Origin of the sequence: Roseovarius sp. S88 (genome assembly GCF_037023735.1) — a bacterium.
GTDB lineage: Bacteria > Pseudomonadota > Alphaproteobacteria > Rhodobacterales > Rhodobacteraceae > Roseovarius > Roseovarius phycicola.
The window spans coordinates 2,826,918-2,845,733 of record NZ_CP146069.1; the positions used below are offsets into that span (position 1 = coordinate 2,826,918).

An 18,816-nucleotide genomic window follows, 5' to 3' on the forward strand; every position below is an offset into this window, starting at 1 on the left:
TCAAAACAGCCTCGCGCAGCTTATGCTGGGCGGGGTTTTTTATTTTTAGATCAAGCCTTTCCAACGGATAATTGCAGCTGCCAAGGCGCAGATGATCAACAGGTTCATCACTGTTCCACCCGCCCAATTGAGCACCTTGCCTCTGCGGCGATCCGCCGGATCTATCGATTTGAGGTGCGTCTCCAATTCGGCAAAGGCCGATGAAACCTGATTGGGATCCACCTGTCGCATAACGATGGGGTGCGCCATTTTGCCTTGCGTCTCTACCAGAACACGTCCAGCGGCACGCATGCGCCGCGGCAACAGCCGTCCAGCACGCTTGAACTTGCGCTCAAGCGTCTTGCCCCGCACGCCCAGCTTGGCGTGCAACATCTCCTCGAGATGCGCGGCGCGCTTGTGAAATTGCTCTTGGTCAATCACATTCGTCATCCCCCGGCCCGGTACTCTACCCGCAGGAGCGTGACCAAACAATGGGCTGGCACGCAAACGGGTCAAACTGTATCACGAAAGCCATGTTGAACATCGTGCACCATGGTTCAGAAGAACAGGCATCGCCACTGCTGATCGTGCACGGGCTTTATGGCTCGGCGCGCAACTGGGGCGTGATTGCCAAACGGCTCTCTGATCGCGGACCTGTCTTGGCCGTGGATCAGCGCAATCATGGATCAAGCCCCTGGTACGACACACAAACCTATCAGGACATGGCAGATGATCTGGCACAGGTCATTGAGGCTGTGGGCATTGGCCCCGTGGACCTTTTAGGGCATTCTATGGGTGGCAAGGCGTCCATGGTTCTGGCACTCAGCCGCCCTGATCTGGTGCAACGTCTTGTTGTGGCGGATATCGCACCGGTTGGATACGGGCACAGCCAGATTCAATACATTGATGCGATGCGGCAAGTGGACTTGTCCGGAATTGAAAAACGCTCGGATGCCGAAGCTCAGCTGGCGGAGCTTGTCGATGACAGGACACTTCAGTCGTTTTTCACGCAGTCGCTTGATGTGAAAGAAAAACGATGGCGGTTAAACCTTGACGTGTTGGCTCACGACATGGGCCACATTATCGGTTTTCCCGAGGTTGCGGGGCAGTTCGACCAACCAACGCTTTTTGTCTCAGGTGCTGCATCTGACTATGTCCTGCCCGAGCACAGACCCAAGATCAAAACACTCTTTCCCAACGCCAGCTTTGCCAAGATCAAAGACGCGGGGCATTGGCTTCACGCGGAAAAGCCACGTGAGTTTGAATCTGTTGTACGCGGCTGGCTGGACAAAGCCGCGTAGTACAGAACGCCCAAAATTGAGTCTTTTGCGCACGGGTTGTGGTTTTTTGAGAGATATCCACAAGATAGTGTTGACCGCGACTCCTGCCCCATGTACCGAGAACGCACAGGTGTTAGACGCGGTAGCATCAACTGACAGCGGGGTCCGAAGGCAAAAGCCACGGACCCCGTTCGCATTCCATACCTCGGAAGAGTTCAGGAATTAGAAAAGGCGCCAGGTGCTCAGACGCGGTCCTTGCATCGTGGTTTGGGTCTTGCGACCCGCGCCACACCCTGACGCCTTAAACCGGATGTTCCGCCCCTAGGGGGCCTCCGACCCAGCTGCATCCAACCTCGAAAGGCCTTCCGCCTCCCCTGGATTGCTCCAGAAGAACCTCGGGCATCTTGCGACCCCCAAGATGTTCCGCACCACTCGCGAGGTACGGCTGCCCCAACTTCCAAAGAAGTTTTGGCGACGAAAAGAGGCCAAGGCCCCTACCCGTCTGCATCGACCCGGATTGGAAAGCTGCATGTCCAACACACCCGAAGGTGAGAAGGAAGCGGCGAACCGTTCCTGAACCTGTGCTGATGGTCGGTAAATCCGAAGACCCCCGGTTCCATCCGCGCGGGTCCCGAGGGGCCTTTGCGGCGTCACGTTGGTTCAAAAGAACCGCTGCAACACTTCAAAGGTGACCGACACCTATGCCATCACGCAAGAAAAAAGCGCTGCAGCATGAAAATTTCTTGGGGATAACTTGTTGATATTCAGTGGGAATTCTCTGTGGATAAGTCGAAATTTGGATGTGTTTCGGCACAGTTGCAGGAGCTTTGGAAGACGATCCGGGAAAACCGGGTGAATTCACTGATTTCTGCACCCGCAAATGCCACAAAACGCGGATGAAAGTAGAATCATCACGTAAAAGCGACCCGGCTCCCTTGCAGGAACCGGGTCTACGAGGTCTGCCCCTTTGGAGGTTGATGGCCATTAGGCCGTGGCAGAAATCAGAAAGTCATACTCAGACCGCTTGAACCCGCGCTGTGCCGAGATCAAACTCGGGTTCCGATACCTCATACGTGGCATCTTTCCACAATGTTGGTTCTGACATACCAGGCAACTCAAGTTGCCGTCGATCAAGCGCCTTCAGCGCATTGAGACGCCCTCGACGGGCAATCGTAAAATAGTCCACTTGCATAAAGCTTGTTCCCCACAACAAGACGTTACTCTTACCGGTGTCACATTGCGGCGAAATTGGGGCAAATTGAACAAAATTCTGTGAAACTAACTGTTTCCTGTGAGGAATTTATTGAACACCATGCCAGATGAAAATTGTTTATTTCCAGTATTTTAATTTACTACCCAGCGATGACAGACCTTGCTCATTCTACTCGGTCTTTGCCTTGAATAAGGCGCCCCTTGCCGAAAATACGGCAAGAATGAGGCGCATATTGTTTGATTTTGGCTCGGACCAATCGCATAGTATCTCAAGGTATTTTAAGCTCACAACACACCTGGGGGGTGAAACCATGAGCACGACAAGCATTCTCGCCGTAAGCGCGGCGCTTCTGGTTCTGGGCAGCGGAGCCCAGGCGCATGACGTCACGAGACACAGCCATGGCGCACATGGGGACAATGTGGTCCTGGTGAGCTGCTACCGCGGTCCGTGGGAGGCCGTGATCTGGGACCGGCCCAACGACATCTTCATCGAAACACTGGAGGCCAATGGGCTTAGCACGCAGGATGCGATCCGCATTGCCGAGGCTGTGTGCCGCGACCCACGTCTGGTGGGCGACCGGGATGCCATGGTCAAACAGGTGCAAAAGCTGGTGCGGGAAGTCCGGCGCGGTTAAGCCACATTGGCGCATCGACTGAATGCGCCGTTCACATTCCATTAACCTGATCTCAGCGATAGAGGGGAATGTCCTTCTATCGTCGCCTAAGGGTATCCGGAGCAACAGTGTTCTTCACGGTTTCGCTGGCGCAGCGTGGTGGATGGCTTCTGGTGGATGAGGTGACGCGGCTGCGCGCCGCTGTCCGGCAAACCAAAACCGAGCGTCCGTTTCACATTGATGCCTGGGTGGTCTTGCCCGATCACCTGCACGCGGTCTGGACATTGCCCGCCGGAGATGCGGATTTTTCGACGCGATGGGGCGCGATCAAGGCGCGGTTTACGCGGAACCTCCGGGAGGATGGTAGGGTGAGGTTCCACCCCACCAATGCGAAAGCGTTGGGACATGGGGTGGGATGGAATCCCACCCTACCGAGGTCGGCAAGCAAGGTTCGGAAAGGCGATGCGGGGATCTGGCAACGCCGCTTCTGGGAGCACCATATTCGCGACGAGGCCGATTACTGGGCGCATGTCCGATATTGTTGGTTGAACCCGGTCAAGCATGGGCTTGTCGAGCGGCCCAAGTATTGGCCCTATTCCAGCGTGCACCGGGATAGACGGTTTCAGAAGGACATGGATTGGATGTTGTAGGGCGGGATTTCATCCCGCGGATGGCGCGAGGGTTGAGGTTGGATTGGTGGGGTAAAACCCCATCCTACGGCTACACAGAGACCTCACCCATCCATCTTCAACATCGTTGCAACCCATCTCAACCGGGGTGGGCACGCAATTGGCTGCGCCAATCGCTTCCGCCCACTCGCCCTAAAAATGGACGGCCTTAGCCGTCCATTTTAAGTGCGCTAATAAACGCCTCTTGCGGAATATCCACCTTCCCGAACTGGCGCATCTTTTTCTTCCCCGCCTTCTGCTTTTCCAGAAGCTTCTTCTTCCGCGTGGCATCGCCGCCATAGCATTTGGCGGTGACGTCTTTGCGAAGCGCGGAGAGCGTCTCACGGGCAATCACCTTGCCGCCGATAGCCGCCTGAATGGGGATTTTGAACATGTGGCGCGGGATGAGTTCCTTGAGCTTTTCGCACATCGCGCGGCCGCGCATTTCGGCCCGGTCGCGGTGCACCATCATGGACAGCGCATCGACTGGCTCTTCGTTGACCAGAACGGACATCTTCACGAGGTTGTCTTCGCGATACCCTTCCAACTGGTAGTCGAACGACGCGTAGCCCTTGGTCACCGATTTGAGCCGGTCGTAGAAATCAAACACCACCTCATTCAAAGGCAGATCATAGACCACCATGGCGCGGGAGCCGGCATAGGTCAGGTCAAGCTGAATGCCGCGGCGGTCCTGGCAAAGCTTGAGCACATCACCGAGATATTCATCGGGCACAAGGATCGTGGCCTTGATGCGCGGCTCCTCGATATGGTCAACGGTTGAGGGATCGGGCATGTCAGCGGGGTTGTGCAGATCCATCTGCGTCCCGTCCTTGAGGTAGACATGATAGATCACGCTGGGCGCGGTGGTGATCAGCTCAATATCATATTCGCGCTCGATCCGGTCGCGGATCACCTCGAGGTGCAGGAGGCCGAGAAAGCCGCAGCGAAAGCCAAAGCCGAGGGCGGCAGAGGTTTCCATTTCAAAGCTGAAGGACGCGTCATTGAGGGCCAGCTTGTCGATCGCGTCACGCAGGTCCTCAAACTCAGCGCTGTCCACCGGGAAGAGGCCGCAGAAGACCACCGGTTGCGCGGGTTTGAAGCCTGGCAGGGGCGTGTCGGTGCCTTTCTTCTCATGAGTGATCGTGTCACCCACGCGGGTGTCGCGCACCTGTTTGATCGAGGCGGTGATAAAGCCGATTTCACCTGGGCCCAGTGCATCGATATTCTGCATCTGCGGGCGGAAGACGCCAATGCGGTCAACGCCGTAGCGCGCTCCGGTCTGCATCATCTTGATCTGGTCGCCTTTCCTGAGCACGCCGTCCATGATCCGCACCAGCACGACGACGCCGAGGTAGGGGTCATACCAGCTGTCGACCAGCATAGCTTTGAGGGGGGCATCGGGGTCACCCTTTGGGGCGGGCAGTTCGGTGACAATGGCTTCCAGTGTTTCCACAATTCCTTCACCGGTTTTGGCAGAGACGGCGATGGCCCCTGACGCGTCGATGCCGATAACGTCCTCAACCTGTTCGGCGACGCGGTCGATGTCGCTGGCGGGCAGGTCGATTTTGTTGAAAACCGGCACGATCTCATGATCGGCATCGATGGCCTGGTAGACATTGGCCAGGGTCTGCGCCTCAACCCCTTGGGTGCTGTCCACCACCAGAAGCGAGCCTTCAACCGCGCGCATCGACCGGCTGACTTCATAAGCGAAATCCACGTGACCGGGCGTGTCAATGAGATTGAGCACATAGGCCTGCCCGTCTTTGGCTGTATAGTCGATGCGCACTGTGTTGGCCTTGATCGTGATGCCGCGCTCGCGCTCGATATCCATACTGTCGAGCAATTGCTCTTTCATATCCCGCTCGGCCACCGTGTTGGTCGACTGGATCAAGCGGTCTGCCAGCGTGGATTTCCCATGGTCGATATGGGCCACGATGGAGAAATTGCGGATATGCGAAAGCGGTGTCATGACTTGGGGATATGAGGCGGAATGTGGAGGGCGTCAATGGCGATGTTTGGCAGGATGCGCCGAAGCCTTGAAAGGGTTTGACCACCCTGCACGCCAATGTGAAAGTCGCCCGACTTGATGCCATCGTCCTTGCGGCATAGATTCACCCCCAAAAGGAGCAGGTTGATGAAAGTCGTTCTCACATCTTCAGTTCTCGCATTGGGCTTTGCCGTGATGGCACAGGCCGCACCATCCACCGTACCGCTGGGGCCATCCCCCGCCTTGGGCGGCGGCGAGTTTTCTTCAGGCGGCGGGATCACAGTGGCGGTTGAGCCGCGGCGCACAGCGACTGGTCAAATGGCGCTCTGCGGGGTTTGGGCGCAAAGTGACCGGCTCTCTGCATATGTCCGACAATCAGGACGCACGGTCCTTGATCGCGGCAGTCTGGCCGTCAATGGCCGCGTGGTGCACAAGGATCTGGGCTTTCTCAACCGTGTCGCACCCAGCAAGAGCTATGCCCGCACGGACGCGACATGCGTTGGCACATCCCTGCCCTACCAAAGCAACGCGAAAGTCGAGATACGCATCCCGCGTCACGTGGTGGTGCAGGACCGCGATGGATCAGGTGCAGGCGTCGAGATCCGATTTGGCCCCAGTGAGGCGACCAACCCGGCTTTGTTGTCGGGCTCTGTCCTGCCGTCGCGCTTCACCTCGACCAAAAGCACGTTGAGCGGCAAATACGGGGCCACGCGCCTCACACAATAGGCAGAGGTGCCCCGCATCTTGAGAATTGAAAACCCTGACCCAATCGGGCAAAAGGGGTGCAAATAAAGATCGCCAGCACATTTTGGCGCAATAGCACAGTTGTCAGTATTCGAGCAGGGTGCGATCCGGTTATGAAATACGCGTTGATTGTCGTGATGATGCTGAGCCTGGCAGCCTGCAGCAGTCCTAAGCGGTTTGAAAATAAACCGCGCGTGACACCGGCCTCGGCCCCTGCACCCGCCTCTGTGGCCCGCATCGCACCGGTTGCGTCCGGTCCGATCAGTCAGGCGTGTTTGTCTTCCAATCGTGAGGTCCGTTCACGCGCGCTCTGTGGCTGCATTCAATATGCGGCGAATGAAACGCTCACCGCGTCGCAGCAAAACCGCGCTGTGACGTTCTATTCTGATCCGGCCGCGGCACAATCTGTGCGCCAATCGGATCGCACCAGCGATGAGAGGTTCTGGGAGGCGTACCGCACCTACGAAGAGCGCGCCGAGGCCATTTGCCGATAGACTCAATCACGGTTTGAGCCGGTAGCCTTTGTGAAACATCCACCAGGCCAATGCGGACACAACCAGCGTTGACGTCCCGACAACTGCAAAGCCAAGCACAGGGCTGGAATCTGAGACGCCGATCATCCCGTATCGCCCCCCGTCGATGAGGTAAAAGACGGGGTTCACATAAGTGATTGTTGATAGGACCGGTGGCAGGTCCTGCACCGAATAGAACGTCCCGGACAGAAAGGCCAAAGGTGTTACGACAAAATTGGTGATCGCCGCCATCTGGTCGAACTTGTTGGCAAAGATGCCAGCTACCAGCCCCAGAGCACCTAGAAAAACAGCCCCCAGAGCAACAAACCCTAACCAGATCAACGGATGTTCGGGAATAAGCCCAACAAACACGGCCAATCCCACAGCAATGGCCAGTGCCACCAACACGCCTCGTGTAAGCGCCCCGGCCAGATATCCCAGGACCATTTCAAGACCCGACAGCGGCGGCATCAACGTGTCCACGATATTACCCTGGACCTTGGAGATCACAACCGAGGACGAAGTGTTGGCAAAGGCGTTCTGTATGACGGTCATCATCAGGATGCCAGGTGCTATGAAAAGCGCGAAATCCACGCCCATCACCTCGCCCCGGCGTGCTCCGATGGCAATGGTGAAAATCACCATGAACAAACCCGCCGTGACCAATGGCGCCATCACCGTTTGCGTCCAGACCGACAAAAACCGCAGGATTTCGCGCATGGCCAGAGTGTACAGCCCCAGCCAATTCACCCGCCCAAAGCGGCGCATCCCCATTTCGGCGCGATCTTGCATCAGATTTCCTGCATCAGCTGTGGTTTCTTGCGTTGCTACGGCTTGTAACTCACCCTGCAGTGTTTAGAATAAGGCCTTCGGGATGAAAACCGGGCTGTCGCGAAAAGATGGCCATTTGCAGAGGATAGGTGCCCATGTCTTGGAGCGACGAGCGTGTAGAGCTCTTGAAAAAAATGTGGGGCGAGGGTCAGTCGGCCAGCCAGATCGCCAAGGAGCTTGGCGGCGTGACCCGCAATGCGGTCATCGGAAAGGTGCATCGCCTGGGCCTGTCCAATCGCAGCGGTGCAGGCGCATCAGATGGCGGCGCGAAATCCAAGACGTCCGCCAAGGCCAAACCAGCCGCACGCGCCAAGACGGCCAAGTCAGAACCCAAGACTGAGACCCCCAAAGAACCAGCCGCCGCTCCGGTGAGCCGCGTCAAGGCGATTATCCCCGCCGGTCAACCCCTGCCGCCGCAACCTTCGGCGAACGAGATTGATCCCGAGGCTTTGGCCAAGGTCAATGAGATCGAGAAAAAGGCCAAGAAACTGTCGTTGATGGAGCTGACCGAACGGACGTGCAAGTGGCCTGTAGGTGACCCCGCCACACCGGATTTCTGGTTCTGCGGTCTGCCTGTGCAGGCAGGAAAACCTTATTGTGACGCGCATGTCGGCGTGGCCTTTCAGCCAATGAGCTCGCGCCGCGACCGACGGCGGTAGTAGCCAAATCTTTTTCAAAAAGATTTGGCACAAGCCTGAAGGCGGGCTTTGGGCGTGTTACTCGACCGGATCCAAAAGATAAGCTGGCCGCAATAGCATAATTGTGGGTTGGCCAGGAAGTGTGTCGAGCGAAACCGTCAATGCGTTCTCCCCTGTCTCGACAACCGCAAAGCTTCCTTCCATCCCATTGAGAAAACGTCCCAGAGTCGCGTCTCCAAACCAATGCATAGGGATCACAATGGACGACCGCAGGCGTTGGATCACCGCGATCATCTCCTCAATTTGCAAGGTATATCCGCCATCCACGGGTGCCAGAAGCACATCGACCCGACCCAGCGCCGCATATTGCTCACCGGTGGGCTGATGATGCAGATGCCCCAGATGCCCAATGCACAGCCCCGCGGCTTCAAAAACGAAAATGGAATTGCCCTTGGGTTCCGAGACGGTCCCAAACGCGGCACGAATATCGGTCGAGACATTGCGGATGACCATATCCCCCAGATCGAGGTGATGTTCGATCCCTTGCCCAAACTCCTCCCCCCAGCCCCGCAAGACATGTGGAATGGCGGGGTCAGGAAAGGCGGTCCAATGGGTGGAATGGGCGTGGTTCATCGTGACCACGTCAGGAATGAAGTCCACATTGCCAACAAACCCCGTGAAATCCGTGACCACATCCGTGCCGCCGTGAGACTGAATCAGAAAAGAGGCATGGGCGATGTAGTGGATGCGCACACGGTTGGCTGGCACGGTGTCCTTGAACGAGGCGCGATGCAGGTATGTAAGGCCCGGTGCAGCCTCGGCGACAGCCCGGCAATGGCTTGGCGTGCGCTCGGTGGGTTCTTGTGCAAAAAGCGGTACGGTTGAAAATGAAAGACAAATGAGACACGCGAATAAGCGGATCATGGCAAACCTCCGATCTATCGATGGTAGCGCGCCCTGAGAGAAAGTCAGAGATTTTTAAGGCAGCTTAATCCGCGCCAGCAAACCCATATGATCGGACGCGAGGCGAGGTCGTCTTTCGACATGGCCTGTAACGCCTTTGGGGACAAGCACGTTGTCGATGGCAAGCGGTAAATATGGTCGACCAGAAAGATATGTATTGCGATACGGCCCCAGAGGCTCATTGTCCGCGGCCTTGGCCAAACGCACAACACTGCCGCCCCAGGTGACCATATTGAAATCCCCTCCGATCAAGATTGGTCCCTCCATAGACTGCAATTTGTCTTCTATCAGGCTGGCCTGTGCAAATTGATCGAAGGGAAAGGGCCACTCAAGATGGATTGAAACAACCCACACAACCTGTCCCTCAGGGGTACGCACCTGAACCCCAGCCATACCTGCCCCGTCGACACAAAAGTTTGTATTGTCGACCACAGCCAATGACGTCAATACCCCAACGTCTTGATGCGGTCGAAAGGGGCAGATGACAGAAAACGGGTAGGCCTCAAACAACGGCGCCATGAATTTTCGGTTGTGGTCTGACACCTCTTGCAAAGTGATCACGTCGGCTTGAGACGCGATGATTTCCTCGGCCAAGGGCGTGCGCGGCCAGGATTTGCTCATCAGGTTCTTCTGATACAGTGTCAGGCAGGGTCCTTCGCATGGCACATTAGATTGAAAGTACCCCATCCCCAAAGGGACAAGTGCCACCAACGCGGCACCGCACGCAACGATCGCCAAAAGCTTCGCCCTGCCCCAGAAAAGAAATGGCACCAGCAACACCAACAAGATCCCGGCTGGGAAGCGGATCACGGCAGCAGAGTTACCCGGGGCAAAAAACTGTCCAGTAAAGGAAAGTACCACAACACCAATCAAAGCGACACAGAACCAAACTGTGAAAGTCTTCAATACCGTTTTGGTTTTCATACGATCAAAACTCCGCAGTGCGTACCGGTTCTGATACGCCAGCGTTGTAACGCAGACAGAGCTTAAGCGGCAGAGCGTTACCCAGCATCCGTCCGGCCACGGCGGTCAGATCGAAGGGCGGCATAAAGCACATGTGTCCGCCAGCGCCCGTCGATTTGAAGGTAACTCTGCGCCACCCCCTCATATTTGAACCCGCATTTTTCCAGAAGACGTCTGGACGGCTGGTTTTCAGGCAGGCAAGCCGCCTCTAGCCGCGACAGATTCAACCGTTCAAAGGCATGATGCACCATCGCGAGAAGCGCCTCGCGCATGTAGCCCTGTCGTGCATAGGGTTCGCCCGTCCAGTAACCAAGCGTGCCTGCCTGGGCCGGGCCACGGCGGATATTGTCGAGCGTGATCGCCCCCAAAAGCACGCTATCTTCACGTCGAATGAGGAAAAGCGGCACGGCAGACCCTTGCGAGATTGAGCGCTGCGACCAGTGCACACGGTTGGCGAACCCTTTGCGCGAGAGATGGTCAGAGGCCCATTGTGGCTCCCACGGCACCAAAAACTCGGCGCTGCGTTCGCGCAAAGATGACCATTCACGAAAATCCGTCAAAACCGGAGGGCGCAACGTCAGGCGCTCGGTCTCAATCCGGATTTTGCGACGCGGCATGAACATCACGCGGCGCGCCTGTCCTGCAAATCCTGAAGGCTCGGGGCGCTTTCCACCGGGCCATAGAGTGCCAGGGCGGCCGGGGCTTTGGTCGCGATTTTTTCGGCCAGGGCGCGTAAATCGCCGAGGCTAACAGCGTCGATCTTATCCACCACCTCTTCAAGACGCGGTACACGGCCCCAGATCTGCAGCATGCGCGCCAGCCGCTCGGCCCGGTTCGATGAGCTTTCCAACCCCATCAAAAGCCCAGCTTTCATCTGCGCACGGGCGCGATCCAGTTCGGCCTGACCAAAATCTTCTGCGGCGCGCTTCATTTCATCGACTGTGATTTGCGCCAAGCCAGCCATTTCCTCGGCGGATGTACCAGCGTAGATCGTCATCATGCCCGTGTCGCTATAGGCCCCTGCCTGAGCATAGATCGTATAGCACAACCCGCGCTTTTCGCGGATTTCCTGAAAAAGCCGCGATGACATCGAGCCACCCAGCGCAGAGGCGTAGATCTGTGCTGTGTGAATGGCGGGATCAAGATAGTCGGGGCTTTCGAACGCCAAGGCAAAATGCGCTTGCTCCAGTGATTTCACAGTGCGCCGCTCTCCGCCTGCGAATTGCGCAGCAGAGGCTTCCACCCGGTCAGACGCGGGCATGTCGCCAAAAAGTGTCTCTGCGAGACGCACCAATGCATCGTGATCCACCGCCCCCGCGGCGGACAGGATCATTTGCCCGGGCAGATACCTTTCATTGACAAACCGCTTGAGGTCGTCGCGCGAAAAGGCACGCACGCGCTCTTCTGCACCGAGGATCGTGCGACCCAGCGGATGATCAGGATAGGCCTCTTCCTGCAACCAGTCGAAAATGATGTCATCGGGCGTATCCAGCGCCTGCCCGATTTCCTGAAGGATCACGCCGCGCTCAATCTCGATCTCGCGCGGGTCAAACACCGGATTGCGCAGGATATCGGCCACCACATCCACTGCGAGCGGCACATCCTCTGCCAGCACACGCGCATAGAAGGCCGTCACCTCGCGACTGGTATAGGCATTGATATACCCGCCCACATCCTCAATCGCCTCGGCAATCTGCAACGCGCTGCGTGTCGTCGTGCCCTTGAAAGCCATATGCTCCAGAAAATGAGCGATGCCGTTTTGGCTCGGCGCCTCATGGCGTGCCCCGGCCAGAACCCAGACGCCAATGGCCGCCGATTGCAGGCCGGGCATATGCTCGGTCACAACGCGGAACCCGTTGGGCAATGTGGTCAGGTTAACACTCAATGCGGCAGGCGCTCTTTGATCAACGACTCAATAGCGTCAAGGTCATTGGCAACCCGTGTGACGCGCTCTGACCGCTCATACAGGTCCGACATGGCGCGAGGCAAGGGCGGATGCACCCCTGCGGCTTTTTCGACCGCTGCGGGGAACTTGGCAGGATGCGCCGTCGCGAGCGTGATCATGGGCGTGGCCGGATCACGCAGGTCATTGGCGACCTTCACGCCAACCGCAGAATGCGGGCAGAGCAGCTCGGAACTCTGCGCAACTGTGGCCGCGATTGTGGCGGAGGTATCTTCCTCACTGCAACGTCCCGAAGCAAAGCTTTCCTGCAACGCCTGCAAGGCACCCTGGCTTACGGAAAACCCACCTGCTTTCAGCTCATCCATCAACTGCGCAACGGCGGCACCATCCTCTCCATAGGCATAATACAAAGCGCGCTCAAAGTTGGAGCTGACCTGAATATCCATTGATGGGCTGATTGAGGGAACGACACCGTCGGGTTTGTACTCTGAGGTCGTCAGACAACGATGCAGGATGTCATTCTGGTTGGTGGCGACAACAAGCTGGTCAATCGGCAGGCCCATCCGCTTGGCGATGTAGCCGGCAAAAATATCTCCGAAATTGCCCGTGGGCACGGTGAAACTCACCTTGCGATGCGGTGCACCGAGGCTCACGGCGGAGGTAAAGTAATACACCACCTGCGCCAGCACCCGCGCCCAGTTGATCGAGTTGACCCCAGCCAGCCCGACAGCGTCACGGAAGTCAAAATCGTTGAACATATCCTTCACACGCGCCTGAGCGTCATCAAAATGCCCATCAATGGCCAGCGCATGCACATTGCTTTCCGAGGGTGTCGTCATCTGACGACGCTGCACCTCAGAGACACGGCCATGAGGGTAAAGGATAAAGACATCCACAGCCTCCAGACCCCGGAACGCCTCAATAGCCGCTGAACCAGTATCACCTGAGGTCGCCCCCACAATGCACACGCGTTTGCCAGAGCGCTTGAGCGACGCCTCGAAAAGCTGCCCGATGAGTTGCATCGCGAAGTCTTTGAACGCGAGCGTCGGACCGTGGAAGAGTTCCAGAAGGAAATGTCCGCTATCGAGCTGCTTCAAAGGCGCACGGGCGGCATGGCCAAAACCGTTATAGGCACGCGCGATGATCTCGTGGAATTCGTTATCGGTAAAGGTATCCCCCAGATAAGGACGCATAATGCGAAACGCTGCCTCTTCGTAGGACACACCATTGAGTGCTGCGATCTCATTATGGCTCAGCATCGGTATCGTCTCGGGCAAGTACAGCCCACCATCGCGGGCAAGGCCCGACAGCATGGTATCTTCAAAGCTCAGAACCGGCGCTTGGCCACGGGTTGAGATATATTTCATGGGTCTGTCCCCTGCGCCGGTTTGCGGCTGCGAAAGATGAGATATCCGGTCATCCCTAGCCAGATCGCGGCCAGCGAAAACCAGGTGATGGCGTATTGCAAGTGATCGTTGGGAATACCGCTCGTGTCGACGGGCAGCGGCGTCATGGCGCTGTCTGGTTGCGACATTTCCCGTGCCACAAGCAAAACCGGCTCGGTTCCAAGCACATCCGCCATCTGCGCGATGTCGCGCGCAAACCAGATGTTGCCGTCAAGATCATTTTCCGGCGTGGAACTGTTGCGATCATCCGGCCAATGCAGATTGCCAGTGACCGTCACTTGCCCTGGGGGTGGCGGCTGCAACTCTTTACCCAGCTTGAGGAACCCCCGATCAACCAAGATCAGACGCCCTGTCTCCGTTTCAAAGGGTGTAACAATTAAATGCCCTGCCCCGACCTTCTTGCGGCTGACCAAAACGCGCAGCGCCCCGCCGCCGAACGTGCCAGTGACCTGCACTGGCAAATACTTGTGCGCGGAGGCATCGGGGCTTTCAGGCAAGGGCGCCGGGGCTGCCGCGATTTTTGTCTCAATCTCCTCCAGCACGCCCTCTTTCCAGGCCAGGCGCTGCACTTGCCAGACCCCCAGAGAGATCAGGATGCCAGCCCCGACGAGACCGAAAAGCAAGGGAACGAGCAGACGCATCATCACCAGTTTTCCCAGAAATCGCGCCCTTCTACCAAGCTGCGCCCCGGGAGCAAGCCAAACCCGTCAGGTATCCGTTGCCATATTGTCCCAATCAAGGCCCGCATAGCCGATCAGCCAGTTGAGGGCGTAGTGGCGCTCATAGGCAATACCAGGATGCAAACCGGCGGGCGGCGGCGCGCCCTTCACGCGGGCCTCCATCGCGGCCCAATGCAGGCGATAGGCCAGATCAGCGGCGTCAAGGATTTCAGATTGCGGCCTCAGCCGCGCCTTTTGAATAAGCCCTTCCGCGCCCAACTCGCGAAACACAGACCCAAGCATCGCCGCATCGATGATCTGATCCGGAGCAGGCAGCTCGTCAGTTAAGCCGATAGCCCACAATAGGACAGCCACAGATTCGTAGCGCCAGGACATTTGCACATAAGCCTCATCCGGCAGGTCCGCAGTCTCGATGAATCCTCGTTCTTCGGGTGAGAAAAACTCCCAAGCGCCATATTGCTCAATCACGGACTCAACAAGCGCCTGATCGCGCGTCTCACCTTTTACGGCGGTGATCATCACCGCCAAGGCCCGGGCCGCCACCTCCTCATCTGAGCGGCGAAGCGCCCCGGCCTCGTCCTCGATCACCGGCAAGTTTTCTGAGAATGGCAGGCCCAGACGTTCCAGTTCCGCAATCGAACGGGCCTTGCGCGCCAGTTGTTCTTCGCTGGGATCGGCCGCAACCCCCTCGATATAGGACTTTCGCGCCAATTCGGCTTCAGACGGCTCTTTCCCTGACGTATCCGCCGTCGCGGTCTGGGACGTCAGTCCAAGCGCCGCCAGAATGGAAACTAGAAACCGCATCGCCCCACCTTAAACAAAAAATGCGGAGGTCGCCCCCCGCATTTCATCGTTCCAGAAATACTCTCGCCGAAGGCGCAATTTTTCGTGCGAAAAATTGTCACCCGCCCCAGACGTAGACTGCGGCGAACAAGAAGAGCCAAACCACATCCACAAAGTGCCAGTACCAGGCAGCGGCTTCGAACCCGACATGTTTTTCGGGTGTGAAATGCCCCTTGAGCACCCGCATCAGACAGACGAACAGGAAGATCGTACCAATGATTACATGCGCGCCGTGAAAGCCTGTGGCCATGAAAAAGTTGGCGCCGTAGATGTTGCCCGAGAAACTAAATCCGGCATGACCGTATTCATAGGCCTGGAACACCGTAAAGATCGCACCCAGAGCGATTGCAATGATCAGGCCCCATTTCATGTCATTGCGGTTGTTTTCATGAACCAGCGCGTGGTGTGCCCATGTTGCAGCCGCACCAGAGCAGAGCAGGATAAGCGTATTGATCAGCGGCAGGTGCCAAGGATCAAAGGTCTCAATGCCAGCCGGAGGCCATATCGCATCCTGCAGAGGTGACATCTCACCCATCGGATACATAGCATGCTTGAAAAAGCTCCAGAACCAGGCGGCAAAGAACATCACTTCGGACATGATGAACATAATGAAACCATAGCGCAGTCCGATCCGCACCACTGGCGTGTGATCGCCTGCATGGCTTTCGGCCACCACATCGGTCCACCAGCCAAACATCACATAAAGAACGCCGACAAAGCCGATCAACATCATCCACGGCCCGTTGTCGTGGAAGAACATTACCGCCCCGAAAAGCATGATGAACCCTGCCAGCGCGCCCAGCAATGGCCAGACTGAGGGGTTCAGGATGTGGTAGTCGTGATTTTTTTCATGTGCCATCTGTTAGGTCCCTCGTCGAAGGCTGTTAGTTCACGTTATTATCTGTGTCTTCCGCCGTTTCAAGTGCGGCTTGCGCATCTTCTTCCGGTAGGTCGATTTGGTAGAATGTATATCCAAGTGTGATCGTGTGGGTGTGCTTTGCGTCCCGATCCTCCACGATCTCAGGTTCCACAAAGAACGTCACAGGCATTTGCACCCGCTCACCGGGTTGCAGAACCTGTTCTTCAAAGCAGAAGCAGTCGATCTTGGTAAAGAACCCGCCTGCTTCGAAAGGCGTCACGTTGTAGCTTGACGACCCTGCAATAGGCTTGTCCGTCGGGTTATACGCCTCGTAAAAGGCCAAACCCGTCTCTCCGATGCGCACTTCCATTTCGCGCTGCATAGGCTTGAATTCCCAAGGAAAGTCGCGTTCCTGGCTGGCGTCAAAGCGGATGGTGATGGTTTGATCCAGAATCTCATCTGATCCGGTCTCGGCCACATCCGTCGCCCCACCATAGCCTGTCACTCTGCAAAACCAATCGTAGAGTGGCACAGAGGCCCAAGCCAAAGCGCCCATGAAAATCGCCACGCTGACAAGGCGGGTGACTGTTTTGACTTTAGGATCCATCGCCATCAGCTTGCCTCCTCACCTGTGGGCAGAGCAAAATCCTCGTTTGAGACTTTCGCCACCGTCAACCCGAATACCAATGCCACAAAAGCGGCTAGTACCAGGCCCAGTCCCAGATTGCGACTGAACCGGCGTTTGTGCATTTCATGTTGGCGCGACAGAGACATGGGTTACCAGCCTCCCCAGCCGTAAGGCATCAGCATCGCTTCAACGGCAATCGCACCGAAATGCGCAAAGAGATAAATGAGCGAGGCTTTGAAGAATTTGCGTTCTGTCAGGAAACGATCTGCCTCAGCCATGTCCTCATCGCGCCGCCAGATATCAACCGCCCCCTTGAGGAACCGCGCATTCAGGAAAATCGCCACCGCCAGGTACAGCGGCCCACCAATAGAGGTGAAGCCCAGACCAACCGCCAAAATCGCTAGCAACACGGTGTAGACCAGGATGTGAACACGTGTTGCCCGGCGCCCATGTGTGACTGTCAGCATCGGCACTTCCGCGTTGTCATAATCCATCTTGGTGAACAGCGCCAAAGCCCAGAAATGCGGTGGAGTCCACATAAAGATCAGCGAAAACATCAAAATCGACTCAACAGATATGGAGCCCGTTGCTGCCGCCCAGCCAATCATTGGAGGGAAGGCTCCCGCTGCGCCGCCAATGACGATGTTCTGCGGCGTCCAGCGCTTGAGCCACATGGTGTAGATCACCACGTAAAAGAAGATGGTAAAGGCCAGAAGCGCGGCGGCCAGGAAATTCGTCGCCAGGGCCAGCATGACCACCGAAATACCCGCCAACGCCATGCCAAAGGCGAACGCCTCATCCCCGGTGATGCGTCCCGAAGGAATGGGGCGTTTGGCTGTACGTTTCATGACCGCGTCGATATCGGCGTCCCACCACATGTTAAGCGCACCCGAGGCACCACCGCCAACCGCAATAAAGAGTATGGCGGCAAAGCCAACAACTGGATGCACGGCCACAGGGGCCGCAATTAATCCAACCAAAGCCGTGAAAACCACAAGCGTCATGACACGCGGTTTCAACAACGCAAAATAGTCGCCAAAGCCCGCGTCATAGGCTTGGGTTTCCGCGCTGTTGAGGCTTGCGTCACTCATTGTCATCCCCGCCAGTTTACGCGAAATCGCGCATCCTGCACCTGTCTCTTAATCAACCGACGCCACTTGAAGGTGCTTGGGCAATGTCGAAGGATCCCCCGCGTATTCTTCAACCGCACCTTTGAGCCATTCGTCATATGCCGCTTCGCTGACGACTTTGACCGTGATGGGCATGTAGGCGTGGTCTTTGCCGCAAAGCTCGGAACACTGGCCAAAGTAAACGCCTTCTTTTTCGGCATTGAACCAGAGTTGCGCGATCCGGCCTGGAACAGCATCCTGCTTCACACCGAAAGCCGGGATGGTCCATGCATGGATCACATCCGCACCAGTCACTTGCATCACGACGGTCTTGCCAACCGGCACAACAACGGCCGTGTCTGTCGCCAGCAAGAATTCATCCCGCGTGTAGCCCGCCGCTTCCAACTCAGCTACAACATCATCATTCAGAACCTTATCTTCACCGATCATGAAGCTGTCGAACGCAAATTCATGGTCAACATATTCATAGCCCCAATACCACTGATATCCTGTGACTTTGATGTTGATGTCGCCTTCCGGAATTTCTTGCTGCTTGAACAGAACCGGAAGTGAAAAGGCCGCGATAAAGACCAGAATAACAATGGGCACCACAGTCCAGGCAACTTCAATGGGCGAATTATGAGTGAAGCTCGCTGGTTCCGGGTTGGATTTGCGATTGTAGCGCAAAATACAAATGGCCAGCAGCACACAGACGAAAAGTGTGATGGCGGTGATGATGATCAGGATCAGGTTGTCCAGCCACTGAATATCGCGCGCCAACTCCGTCGCAGCTGGTTGAAAGTTCAACCCACCGTCTTCCGGACGGCCGATGATTTCAAGATTGTCCTGTGCCAGTGCAGGAAGCGAAGCGACCGCACCCAGAGAGGCGGCCAGAAAGCTGGTCAATTTGCGCATGTTGCACCCTGATCCGTTGTAACTTTTTGTACTTTTGTTTTCATCCACCGCCAAAGCAGAGGAATCCCGTTGTCTCGGGCCG

22 protein-coding genes are annotated in these 18,816 nt (G+C 56.7%); 6 read left to right on the forward strand and 16 right to left on the reverse strand.

Translation table 11 applies throughout. The annotated features are described in order from the left end of the window. Window positions 1–45: 45 nt before the first annotated feature. Complete coding sequence (locus RZ517_RS14340; protein WP_338548856.1) at window positions 46–429, reverse strand: hypothetical protein; 384 nt, start codon at window positions 427–429, stop codon at window positions 46–48. 83 nt (window positions 430–512) lie between these two features. Here RZ517_RS14340 and RZ517_RS14345 point away from each other — a divergent pair, with 83 nt between their 5' ends. Beyond that, window positions 513–1,280: an alpha/beta fold hydrolase gene (locus RZ517_RS14345; RefSeq protein WP_338551171.1), complete on the forward strand. Its 768-nt coding sequence runs from the start codon at window positions 513–515 to the stop codon at window positions 1,278–1,280. Between the two features lie 994 nt (window positions 1,281–2,274). Here the strand turns inward: RZ517_RS14345 and RZ517_RS14350 are convergent. Next, window positions 2,275–2,451: a hypothetical protein gene (locus RZ517_RS14350; protein WP_338548857.1), complete on the reverse strand. Its 177-nt coding sequence runs from the start codon at window positions 2,449–2,451 to the stop codon at window positions 2,275–2,277. Window positions 2,452–2,782: 331 nt separating this feature from the next. Between RZ517_RS14350 and RZ517_RS14355 the strand changes: the two genes are divergently transcribed. Both RZ517_RS14355 and RZ517_RS14360 read left to right on the forward strand, forming a co-directional pair. Then, window positions 2,783–3,106 (forward strand): hypothetical protein, encoded by a 324-nt coding sequence (locus tag RZ517_RS14355; RefSeq protein ID WP_338548858.1) that lies wholly within the window; start codon window positions 2,783–2,785, stop codon window positions 3,104–3,106. Between the two features lie 68 nt (window positions 3,107–3,174). Next, window positions 3,175–3,735 carry an REP-associated tyrosine transposase gene (locus tag RZ517_RS14360; protein ID WP_338548859.1) on the forward strand — a complete coding sequence of 187 codons (561 nt, stop codon included), beginning with the start codon at window positions 3,175–3,177 and terminating at the stop codon, window positions 3,733–3,735. 187 nt (window positions 3,736–3,922) lie between these two features. Here RZ517_RS14360 and lepA read toward each other — a convergent pair whose 3' ends face one another. Beyond that, the gene (gene lepA / locus RZ517_RS14365) at window positions 3,923–5,722 is read right to left on the reverse strand and encodes a translation elongation factor 4 (protein WP_338548860.1); all 1,800 of its coding nucleotides are present in this window, start codon (window positions 5,720–5,722) and stop codon (window positions 3,923–3,925) included. A 165-nt stretch (window positions 5,723–5,887) separates the two neighbouring features. Between lepA and RZ517_RS14370 the strand changes: the two genes are divergently transcribed. Beyond that, window positions 5,888–6,466, forward strand: coding sequence for a hypothetical protein (locus tag RZ517_RS14370; RefSeq protein WP_338548861.1), 579 nt, complete (start codon window positions 5,888–5,890; stop codon window positions 6,464–6,466). 131 nt (window positions 6,467–6,597) lie between these two features. After that, window positions 6,598–6,978 carry a hypothetical protein gene (locus RZ517_RS14375; protein ID WP_338548862.1) on the forward strand — a complete coding sequence of 127 codons (381 nt, stop codon included), beginning with the start codon at window positions 6,598–6,600 and terminating at the stop codon, window positions 6,976–6,978. A 6-nt stretch (window positions 6,979–6,984) separates the two neighbouring features. Here RZ517_RS14375 and RZ517_RS14380 read toward each other — a convergent pair whose 3' ends face one another. Continuing rightward, window positions 6,985–7,788, reverse strand: a complete 804-nt coding sequence (locus RZ517_RS14380; protein WP_338548863.1) for an ABC transporter permease — start codon at window positions 7,786–7,788, stop codon at window positions 6,985–6,987. 134 nt (window positions 7,789–7,922) lie between these two features. Between RZ517_RS14380 and RZ517_RS14385 the strand changes: the two genes are divergently transcribed. Next, window positions 7,923–8,486 carry a GcrA family cell cycle regulator gene (locus tag RZ517_RS14385; RefSeq protein WP_338548864.1) on the forward strand — a complete coding sequence of 188 codons (564 nt, stop codon included), beginning with the start codon at window positions 7,923–7,925 and terminating at the stop codon, window positions 8,484–8,486. Between the two features lie 57 nt (window positions 8,487–8,543). Here the strand turns inward: RZ517_RS14385 and RZ517_RS14390 are convergent, their stop codons facing one another. The 12 genes from RZ517_RS14390 to coxB all read right to left on the reverse strand — a co-directional run bounded on the left by RZ517_RS14390 (window position 8,544) and on the right by coxB (window position 18,734). Continuing rightward, window positions 8,544–9,389, reverse strand: coding sequence for an MBL fold metallo-hydrolase (locus RZ517_RS14390; RefSeq protein WP_338548865.1), 846 nt, complete (start codon window positions 9,387–9,389; stop codon window positions 8,544–8,546). Between the two features lie 54 nt (window positions 9,390–9,443). Continuing rightward, a complete protein-coding gene (locus RZ517_RS14395) occupies window positions 9,444–10,049 on the reverse strand; it encodes an endonuclease/exonuclease/phosphatase family protein (protein WP_338548866.1) in 606 nt (201 codons plus the stop codon). Between the two features lie 380 nt (window positions 10,050–10,429). After that, on the reverse strand, window positions 10,430–11,014 hold the full coding sequence (locus RZ517_RS14400; RefSeq protein ID WP_338548867.1) for a GNAT family N-acetyltransferase: 585 nt from the start codon (window positions 11,012–11,014) through the stop codon (window positions 10,430–10,432). Beyond that, complete coding sequence (locus RZ517_RS14405) at window positions 11,014–12,222, reverse strand: M16 family metallopeptidase (RefSeq protein ID WP_422395584.1); 1,209 nt, start codon at window positions 12,220–12,222, stop codon at window positions 11,014–11,016. Before RZ517_RS14405 ends, RZ517_RS14400 begins: the two co-directional genes overlap by 1 nt. A gap of 50 nt (window positions 12,223–12,272) precedes the next feature. Then, window positions 12,273–13,661, reverse strand: coding sequence for a threonine synthase (gene thrC / locus RZ517_RS14410; RefSeq protein WP_338548869.1), 1,389 nt, complete (start codon window positions 13,659–13,661; stop codon window positions 12,273–12,275). Next, entirely contained in the window at window positions 13,658–14,344 is a 687-nt protein-coding gene (locus tag RZ517_RS14415) for an SURF1 family protein (protein WP_338548870.1), read from the reverse strand. The genes thrC and RZ517_RS14415 overlap by 4 nt, the downstream gene beginning before the upstream one ends. 63 nt (window positions 14,345–14,407) lie before the next feature. Beyond that, window positions 14,408–15,184 (reverse strand): DUF4272 domain-containing protein, encoded by a 777-nt coding sequence (locus tag RZ517_RS14420; RefSeq protein WP_338548871.1) that lies wholly within the window; start codon window positions 15,182–15,184, stop codon window positions 14,408–14,410. Window positions 15,185–15,281: 97 nt separating this feature from the next. Continuing rightward, on the reverse strand, window positions 15,282–16,082 hold the full coding sequence (locus tag RZ517_RS14425) for a cytochrome c oxidase subunit 3 (protein WP_338548872.1): 801 nt from the start codon (window positions 16,080–16,082) through the stop codon (window positions 15,282–15,284). A 25-nt stretch (window positions 16,083–16,107) separates the two neighbouring features. Continuing rightward, window positions 16,108–16,695, reverse strand: a complete 588-nt coding sequence (locus RZ517_RS14430) for a cytochrome c oxidase assembly protein (RefSeq protein ID WP_338548873.1) — start codon at window positions 16,693–16,695, stop codon at window positions 16,108–16,110. Beyond that, entirely contained in the window at window positions 16,695–16,856 is a 162-nt protein-coding gene (locus RZ517_RS14435) for a hypothetical protein (protein ID WP_317057283.1), read from the reverse strand. Before RZ517_RS14435 ends, RZ517_RS14430 begins: the two co-directional genes overlap by 1 nt. A 3-nt stretch (window positions 16,857–16,859) precedes the next feature. Next, entirely contained in the window at window positions 16,860–17,801 is a 942-nt protein-coding gene (gene cyoE / locus RZ517_RS14440; protein ID WP_338548874.1) for a heme o synthase, read from the reverse strand. A 48-nt stretch (window positions 17,802–17,849) separates the two neighbouring features. Next, a complete protein-coding gene (coxB, locus tag RZ517_RS14445; protein ID WP_338548875.1) occupies window positions 17,850–18,734 on the reverse strand; it encodes a cytochrome c oxidase subunit II in 885 nt (294 codons plus the stop codon). Window positions 18,735–18,816 lie beyond the last annotated feature (82 nt).

Coding starts and splice junctions, on each gene's coding strand:
- RZ517_RS14340 (WP_338548856.1), bottom strand. CDS start 429: ATGACGAATGTGATTGACCAAGAGCAATTTCACAAGCGCGCCGCGCAT.
- RZ517_RS14345 (WP_338551171.1), top strand. CDS start 513: ATGTTGAACATCGTGCACCATGGTTCAGAAGAACAGGCATCGCCACTG.
- RZ517_RS14350 (WP_338548857.1), bottom strand. CDS start 2,451: ATGCAAGTGGACTATTTTACGATTGCCCGTCGAGGGCGTCTCAATGCG.
- RZ517_RS14355 (WP_338548858.1), top strand. CDS start 2,783: ATGAGCACGACAAGCATTCTCGCCGTAAGCGCGGCGCTTCTGGTTCTG.
- RZ517_RS14360 (WP_338548859.1), top strand. CDS start 3,175: ATGTCCTTCTATCGTCGCCTAAGGGTATCCGGAGCAACAGTGTTCTTC.
- lepA (WP_338548860.1), bottom strand. CDS start 5,722: ATGACACCGCTTTCGCATATCCGCAATTTCTCCATCGTGGCCCATATC.
- RZ517_RS14370 (WP_338548861.1), top strand. CDS start 5,888: ATGAAAGTCGTTCTCACATCTTCAGTTCTCGCATTGGGCTTTGCCGTG.
- RZ517_RS14375 (WP_338548862.1), top strand. CDS start 6,598: ATGAAATACGCGTTGATTGTCGTGATGATGCTGAGCCTGGCAGCCTGC.
- RZ517_RS14380 (WP_338548863.1), bottom strand. CDS start 7,788: ATGCAAGATCGCGCCGAAATGGGGATGCGCCGCTTTGGGCGGGTGAAT.
- RZ517_RS14385 (WP_338548864.1), top strand. CDS start 7,923: ATGTCTTGGAGCGACGAGCGTGTAGAGCTCTTGAAAAAAATGTGGGGC.
- RZ517_RS14390 (WP_338548865.1), bottom strand. CDS start 9,389: ATGATCCGCTTATTCGCGTGTCTCATTTGTCTTTCATTTTCAACCGTA.
- RZ517_RS14395 (WP_338548866.1), bottom strand. CDS start 10,049: ATGAGCAAATCCTGGCCGCGCACGCCCTTGGCCGAGGAAATCATCGCG.
- RZ517_RS14400 (WP_338548867.1), bottom strand. CDS start 11,014: ATGTTCATGCCGCGTCGCAAAATCCGGATTGAGACCGAGCGCCTGACG.
- RZ517_RS14405 (WP_422395584.1), bottom strand. CDS start 12,222: ATGCCCGGCCTGCAATCGGCGGCCATTGGCGTCTGGGTTCTGGCCGGG.
- thrC (WP_338548869.1), bottom strand. CDS start 13,661: ATGAAATATATCTCAACCCGTGGCCAAGCGCCGGTTCTGAGCTTTGAA.
- RZ517_RS14415 (WP_338548870.1), bottom strand. CDS start 14,344: ATGATGCGTCTGCTCGTTCCCTTGCTTTTCGGTCTCGTCGGGGCTGGC.
- RZ517_RS14420 (WP_338548871.1), bottom strand. CDS start 15,184: ATGCGGTTTCTAGTTTCCATTCTGGCGGCGCTTGGACTGACGTCCCAG.
- RZ517_RS14425 (WP_338548872.1), bottom strand. CDS start 16,082: ATGGCACATGAAAAAAATCACGACTACCACATCCTGAACCCCTCAGTC.
- RZ517_RS14430 (WP_338548873.1), bottom strand. CDS start 16,695: ATGGCGATGGATCCTAAAGTCAAAACAGTCACCCGCCTTGTCAGCGTG.
- RZ517_RS14435 (WP_317057283.1), bottom strand. CDS start 16,856: ATGTCTCTGTCGCGCCAACATGAAATGCACAAACGCCGGTTCAGTCGC.
- cyoE (WP_338548874.1), bottom strand. CDS start 17,801: ATGAGTGACGCAAGCCTCAACAGCGCGGAAACCCAAGCCTATGACGCG.
- coxB (WP_338548875.1), bottom strand. CDS start 18,734: ATGCGCAAATTGACCAGCTTTCTGGCCGCCTCTCTGGGTGCGGTCGCT.